Raw genomic sequence first — 6,492 nt, 5'->3', positions numbered from 1 at the left:
GTTTCCAGTCAATGGAGGTATAGAGTCATGGCGAAGACGATCGGAATCGATTTGGGCACGACGAACTCGTGCGTAGCCTTCATCGAGAACGGCGAACCAGTCGTAATCACGAATCCGGAAGGCGGCCGCACGACGCCGTCCGTCGTGGCGTTTACGAAGGACGGCGAGCGGCTGGTTGGCGCCGCGGCCAAGCGGCAGGCGGTGACAAACCCGCAGAACACCGTGTTTTCGATCAAGCGGTTCATGGGCCGCCGTTTCGAGGAGGTAGGCGCCGAAATCAAGCTGGCGCCATACAAGGTATCGCGCGCCCCATCGGGCGACTGCCAGGTCGAGGTGCAGGGGAAGACGCATCGGCCGCCGGAAATCTCGGCGATGACCCTCCAGAAGATGAAGGAAGCGGCGGAGGCGTATCTGGGCGAGACGGTTACGAAGGCGGTAATCACGGTTCCCGCGTATTTCAACGACTCGCAGCGCCAGGCGACAAAGGATGCGGGCCGCATCGCGGGCCTCGAAGTGTTGCGCATTATCAATGAACCGACGGCCGCCGCGCTGGCCTACGGGCTGGACAAGAAGAAGAACGAGAAGGTGGCGGTGTATGACCTGGGCGGCGGCACGTTCGACATATCGATCCTCGCGATCGCCGAGGACAGCTTCGAGGTGCTGAGCACGAACGGCGATACGCACCTTGGCGGCGATGATTTCGACCAGCGGGTCATCGACTGGCTGGCCGATGAGTTCCGGCGCGAGCAGGGCATCGACCTGCGCAAGGACCCGATGGCCCTGCAACGGCTGAAGGAGGCAGCGGAGAAGGCGAAATGCGAGTTGTCGTCTTCGTTGCAGACGGACGTGAACCTGCCGTTCATCACGGCGGACGCCGCGGGGCCGAAGCATCTGAACGTGCGGCTGACGCGCGCGAAACTGGAACAGTTGTGCGCGGACCTGCTCGAACGGACGAAGGGACCGTGCATGCAGGCGCTGAAGGACGCGGGGCTCAAGCCGTCCGACATAGACGAGGTCATCCTGGTCGGCGGCATGACGCGCATGCCGGCGGTCGGGCAAGTGGTGAAGGAGTTGTTTGGCAAGGAACCGCATCGCGGCGTGAACCCGGACGAGGTGGTCGCGGTCGGCGCGGCGATCCAGGCGGGGGTAATCGCGGGCGAAGTGCGCGACGTGCTTCTGCTCGACGTGACGCCGCTCTCGCTCGGGATCGAGACACTCGGCGGCGTGTTCACGAAGTTGGTCGAGCGCAACACGACGATCCCCGTGTCGAAGAAGGAAATCTTCTCGACCGCGGAAGACAACCAGACGGCAGTGACCGTACACGTGCTACAGGGCGAGCGCGAGATGGCCGCAGGCAACCGCACGCTGGCCCGCTTCAACCTCGAGGGCATCCCGCCCGCGCCGCGCGGCCTGCCGCAGATCGAGGTAGCGTTCGATATCGACGCGGACGGCATCCTGCACGTCTCCGCGAAGGACCTCGCCACGGGCAAGGAGCAGAAAATCCGCATCGAGGCGTCTTCCGGCCTGAACGAACAGGAGATCCAGCGGATGGTCAAGGACGCGGAAGCGCACGCCTCGGAAGACCAGGAGCGCAAGCGGAAAGCCGAGGTGCGCAACCAGGCGGACCATCTCGTCTATTCGATGGAAAAGACACTGCGGGAACACGGTGACAAGGCCGACCCCGCGGACAAGGCGGCGGTTGAGAAGGCGCTGGACGAACTGCGCGCGGCCATCCAGGCCGAAGACACCGGCCGCATGGAACAGGCCATGCAGCAGATGACGCAGGCCTCGCACAAGCTCAGCGAAGCCCTGTACGGCGCCGCGGCATCGGCGCGCCAGACCACGGCCGGGGGCAACGGCGGCGCGAAGCCCGGCGGCGGCCCGGCGGGCGAGACGGTGGACGCGGACTACACGGTGGTCGATGACAAGCATTAACCCGTCACGCGGGACGCGTGATGGTGCGCATAGATTCGGGCGGGGCCTTGCGAGGCCCCGCCCCTGAATGACTTGGAAAAGGAGGTGGGGTTACCCCATGCCGGCTACAGCCCAGAAAAGTCATTACGAACTCCTCGGCGTGCCGCGGAGCGCGTCGCAGGACGAGATCCGCAGGGCGTATCTCAAGCTCGCCAAGAAATATCACCCGGACAAGACGGGCGGCGACAAGACAGCGGAAGAAAAGCTGAAAGAGATAAACGCGGCCTACGATGTACTGAAAAACCCGGAAAAACGCAGGCAGTATGACGCCCTGCTTGACAACCCGTTCGCGGGAGCGCCGCCCCCGGGCGGAGGCTCGCCCTTTGGCGATTTCGCCGGCGGGGGCGGTTTCGGTTTCCACAACGCCTTTGAGGACCTGTTCGGCGGCATCTTTGGCCGCCGCAGGGCCGCGGCGCCGCGCGGCCCTGTGCCGGGTGAGGACCTCGAGGTCGTGCTCGATATTTCGCTGCGAGACGCGGCCTTCGGCGCGTCAAAGACGATCCGCATTGGGCGCCGGGTCTCCTGTGGCGCGTGCGGCGGCTCCGGCGCCGCGCCCGGCACACGCCCTGAGACGTGTCCCCAATGCCAAGGCAAAGGCCAGGTGTCGCACGGGGGCGGTGCGTTCTTCATGTCCCGCACATGCCCGCGCTGCCACGGCGAAGGGCAGGTCATCGCCTCTCCGTGCCGCGCCTGCCACGGCACGGGGCAGACCAAGGAATCGCGCACGGCCAGCGTGGCCATCCCCGCAGGGGCGGAGACGGGCACGCGGCTGCGCCTCGCGGGGCAAGGCAACGCGGGAGAACGCGGCGCGCCTGCGGGCGATTTGTACGTGGTCACGCGCGTGCAGGACGACCCCGTGTTCAAGCAACAAGGGAATGACCTCGTCTGCGAAGCGTCCCTCACCTTTGCGCAGGCCGCGCTCGGCGCGACGGTGCGTGTTCCGACGCTCGACGGCCATGCGGACCTGAAAGTGCCCGCGGGCACGCAGCCCGGCAGCATGTTCCGGCTGCGCGGACTCGGCATGCCGTCGCTGACGCGCGGCGGCAAGGGCGACCTGCTGGTCCACGTGCAAGTGCGCGTGCCCGCGCGGTTGTCGCGGGAACAACGCGACTTGATTGAGCGGCTGGGGCGGCTCGACGGCTGATGCGGCCGTCTCGGCCGCGCGCGGTCATCCGTACGCGCCGCCGTAACCGGGCAGGATGGGCTCGTTGTACGGATTGCGCGTCTCGTTCGCGGCGGTGACGCGGATAGCCGGCTGGTCGCGGAAGACGCAGGCCCATTCGCACATCCCGCAGCCGATGCAGAGGTCGGGATCGACGTAGGGCAGCTTGAGCCGCCGTGTTGCGCCGTCGCGGAGGGTCACCTCTTTTTCGACGAGGTAGATCGCCTTCTTGGGCAGGGGGCAGTGTTCCTCGCAGACGATACACTCGCGGCCGTAGTTGTGCGGGAGACAGCGCGACGTGTCGAACGTGGCCAGGCCAATCTTGAGCATCTGCTTGTCCGGCAGCGGCACGGGCCGGATCGCCTCCGTCGGGCACACCTGCCCGCACAGGTTGCAGTTGAACTGGCAGTAGCCGATCTTCGGCACCAGCCGGGGCGTCCAGAGCGCTTCAAGGCCCGCCTCGAGGCCGCACGGCTGCAGCGCGTTGGTCGGGCACGCGCGCATGCACACGCCGCACTGGACGCACCGCTGCAGAAACGCGCGCTCCTCCCGCGCGCCCGGCGGGCGGATGAGCAAAGCAGGCAGCGGCTGCTGATTGCGCGACGCAGGCGGCAGCCGCAGCGCCAACAGCGAAGCCACGCCCGTCACGCCCGCCGCGAGCGTGGCGCGCCGCGAGAAATCGATGGTTCCCGCGTTGGGTTTGCGGAAGGGCGATTCCCACTGGAACGTGATCGAGTTGGACCCGCACGCCGCCACGCAGTTCCAGCAGCCGTAGCACTCCGAGGCCAGCCAGTTGCCGCGCTGGTCGGGTTGCGCCGCCGCGGGACACGCCAGATTGCACTTGCCGCAATTCGTGCAGGTGCTTTCGTCGTTGTGCAGGCGCAGCACGGGCCACCGCGTCAGCAAGCCAAGCAGGCCGCCGAGCGGGCAGACATACCGGCACCAGAACCGCGGCCGGACGAAATTCAGCGCGACGATCCCGATGAACAGCAGGGCAATCCACGTTCCTTCAAGGAAGGTCTGGCGCTCGAACCGGAATACCGAATCGCGGGAGAAGTTGTAGACGGGCTCCGAAACCGCCGTGACATGCAGCGGGCCGATATGCGGGTCAGCCCGGTAGACCGCCGTCGCGGGCTCCTGTACCGCATACTGCGACGCGGGCAGCACGGCCGTGGTCACGCTCCGGTAGAGCAGCGGAATCGGGTCCAGCACGCCGGTCCAGTGCACGCCGAACAGCGCCATGACCAGCAGCGCGACCAGCGCGAAATACTTCCCGCGTTGCCAGGGCGAACGCAGTTCCAGGCCTTTCTTGCCTTTGCGCCGCGGGCGAAACCAGCTTGCCAGGGCGTGGACCGCGCCAAGCGGGCAAACCCAGCCGCAGAAGACGCGCCCAAGCAGCACGGTGGCGGCCAGGACGAGAACCGCCCAGAATACCCCGCGCACGAGCGTGTGGGTGGACAGGAACGTGGCCAGCGCGACGAGCGGGTCGAGTTCAAAGAAGAAACGCACAGGACCCGGGCCGGCTTCGCTGGTACGGAATCGGGCAACCAGCACGAACCACAGGAACAATGCCAGAAACAAGGCCTGAGACAGCCGCCGGAGCCACTGTACCCAGGAGCGCGGCCGGCTCAGCTTCACGCGACCTCCAGCTCCTTGAGCGCCAGCGCCCGGTAATCAATCCGGCCCAACCCGGCATCCAGGCCGGCCTTGACCGTACCGATGTCCTCGGGCTTGTGGCCGAGCAGTTCACAGCCAAAAGCGTCAAGCGCAACGATGTCCACGCCCGCCGCGACAAGATTCGCCGGTTTCACGTCGGCGATATCGCCGCCGGTCGGCCCGTTCGCCGTCAGGATGCGCATCGCATCCATCACGCACAATCGCGGTTTCAGGAACGCCGTCAAATCGCAGATCGTCCCGGGCAAGTCCTGGTGGAACCGGCGCCGATCTTCGACCACGCCCATGTAGTTCTTCATGCAAATCGTCACTGTGGTCGCCTGATGGTGCTTGACGACCGGCACGTTGACAACGAGGTCGGCATCGAGAATACCTGGATAGATGGGAATTTCCTTCAGCCGCGCGCCGCCGACAGCAACCGTGCGGAACCGCGACCGGTCCAGAAACTCGACCTCCGCGCCCGCTTCCTTGGCCGCCGCCGCGATACCGCTGCGTTCATACGTGCTCTCCGGGCGGTCGCAGGGATTATCGCCGACCTTGACCGTCTTCGCGCCTGCCTCCAGACACAGGCGGACCAGCGTCTTCACCACGTTCGGGTCCGTGTTGGCCGCCTGTTCCGGCGTGCGGTCCCACCCGATATTCGGCTTCACCCAGACCACGTCGCCCCTGCTCACGAACCGCTGCATCCCGCCGATCGCGGCAATGGCCTCTTCGGTGAGCTTGACGGCGACTTCCGCAATCGGGGCATCCGCGGCCGTCGCGCCGGTCCACCGGGCAATCGACATATCCGCCGCCGCCGCTTCCTGAGCCGAAGCCGCGCCCCATCCCAGGGACAACGCCCCCGCCGCAAATGCCGTCTGCTGCAAGAAGTTCCGCCTGCTCACCGTTGCCATGATTCATGCTCCTGTTTGCCGCGCGATGGTCGCACGCGCGCGCCGGGGAGATTATAGCATACGCGCAACGCCCTTGTTCGTAGTCCGCGCTTCAGCGGGTTCTGGCAGCGCGCTGACGCGACACGCTGAAGCGCGTACTGCGCACCAAGGCAGAGACGTGGATGTCGCCGTTCCTCGATGCGCGTTCCTCTGTGGTTTGGTCTCTTGCACAAAAACGCTTCTCGTTGAAACCATCGATGAACAGCAATGAACGCCGGCAAGTCTCAGACCGCAGCCTGCCCGGGGCAGAAACCGTCTTCCGTACCTTGGTCCGGACAGTAGTAGAACCCGCCGGAGTTGTAGAACTGGATGAGCCGGAGCAGCTCCGTCAGGGTGATGGTCCAACTGGGACCGTCCGCATAGTCCGAACTATGAGGCGCGCATGCGGTATCGCCGCCGGGCCCGGGGACATAGCCGTCTTCCGTCTCGCCGGGGTTCGCAGCACAGTGGAACCCGCCGGAATTGTAGAACTGAATCACGCGGAGCAGTTCCGTCAGTTCGATGAGGCCATCACCGTTCTGGTCCGCGGAATGCGTCCCAACCTCACCTTCGCCCTCACCTTCACCTTCGCCCTCGCCCTCACCTTCACCCTCACCCTCACCTTCACCCTCACCTTCACCCTCACCTTCACCCTCACCTTCGCCCTCACCTTCGCCCTCACCTTCGCCCTCGCCTTCACCCTCGCCTTCACCTTCACCTTCGCCTTCACCCTCACCTTCGCCCTCACCTTCGCCCTCGCCTTCACCCTCG

The 6,492-nt window shown here is 65.9% G+C and carries 5 protein-coding genes; 2 read left to right on the top strand and 3 right to left on the bottom strand.

What is annotated here, in order from left to right; all coding sequences use genetic code 11:
• The first annotated feature begins 27 nt into the window (after window positions 1–27).
• Both dnaK and dnaJ read left to right on the top strand, forming a co-directional pair.
• Entirely contained in the window at window positions 28–1,935 is a 1,908-nt protein-coding gene (gene dnaK, locus KA184_22520) for a molecular chaperone DnaK (GenBank protein MBP8132363.1), read from the top strand.
• 97 nt (window positions 1,936–2,032) lie between these two features.
• Window positions 2,033–3,118 (top strand): molecular chaperone DnaJ, encoded by a 1,086-nt coding sequence (gene dnaJ / locus KA184_22515; protein MBP8132362.1) that lies wholly within the window; start codon window positions 2,033–2,035, stop codon window positions 3,116–3,118.
• Between the two features lie 24 nt (window positions 3,119–3,142).
• Here dnaJ and KA184_22510 read toward each other — a convergent pair whose 3' ends face one another.
• The 3 genes from KA184_22510 to KA184_22500 form a co-directional block, all read right to left on the bottom strand.
• On the bottom strand, window positions 3,143–4,774 hold the full coding sequence (locus KA184_22510; protein ID MBP8132361.1) for a 4Fe-4S binding protein: 1,632 nt from the start codon (window positions 4,772–4,774) through the stop codon (window positions 3,143–3,145).
• The gene (locus KA184_22505; GenBank protein ID MBP8132360.1) at window positions 4,771–5,703 is read right to left on the bottom strand and encodes a DUF362 domain-containing protein; all 933 of its coding nucleotides are present in this window, start codon (window positions 5,701–5,703) and stop codon (window positions 4,771–4,773) included. The genes KA184_22510 and KA184_22505 overlap by 4 nt, the downstream gene beginning before the upstream one ends.
• Window positions 5,704–5,966: 263 nt before the next feature.
• Window positions 5,967–6,492, bottom strand: a 526-nt coding sequence (locus KA184_22500) for a hypothetical protein (GenBank protein ID MBP8132359.1), incomplete at its 5' end; no start/stop codon positions are given.

Source organism: Candidatus Hydrogenedentota bacterium (assembly GCA_018005585.1).
In the GTDB taxonomy this organism is placed as follows: Bacteria; Hydrogenedentota; Hydrogenedentia; order Hydrogenedentales; family JAGMZX01; genus JAGMZX01.
Note: the sequence above shows the minus strand (reverse complement) of the source record. Positions and strands in the feature narration are given on the sequence as shown.

Bases quoted from the DNA above. Each gene is read 5' to 3' on its own strand.
- dnaK (MBP8132363.1), top strand. From the start codon at position 28: ATGGCGAAGACGATCGGAATCGATTTGGGCACGACGAACTCGTGCGTA.
- dnaJ (MBP8132362.1), top strand. From the start codon at position 2,033: ATGCCGGCTACAGCCCAGAAAAGTCATTACGAACTCCTCGGCGTGCCG.
- KA184_22505 (MBP8132360.1), bottom strand. From the start codon at position 5,703: ATGGCAACGGTGAGCAGGCGGAACTTCTTGCAGCAGACGGCATTTGCG.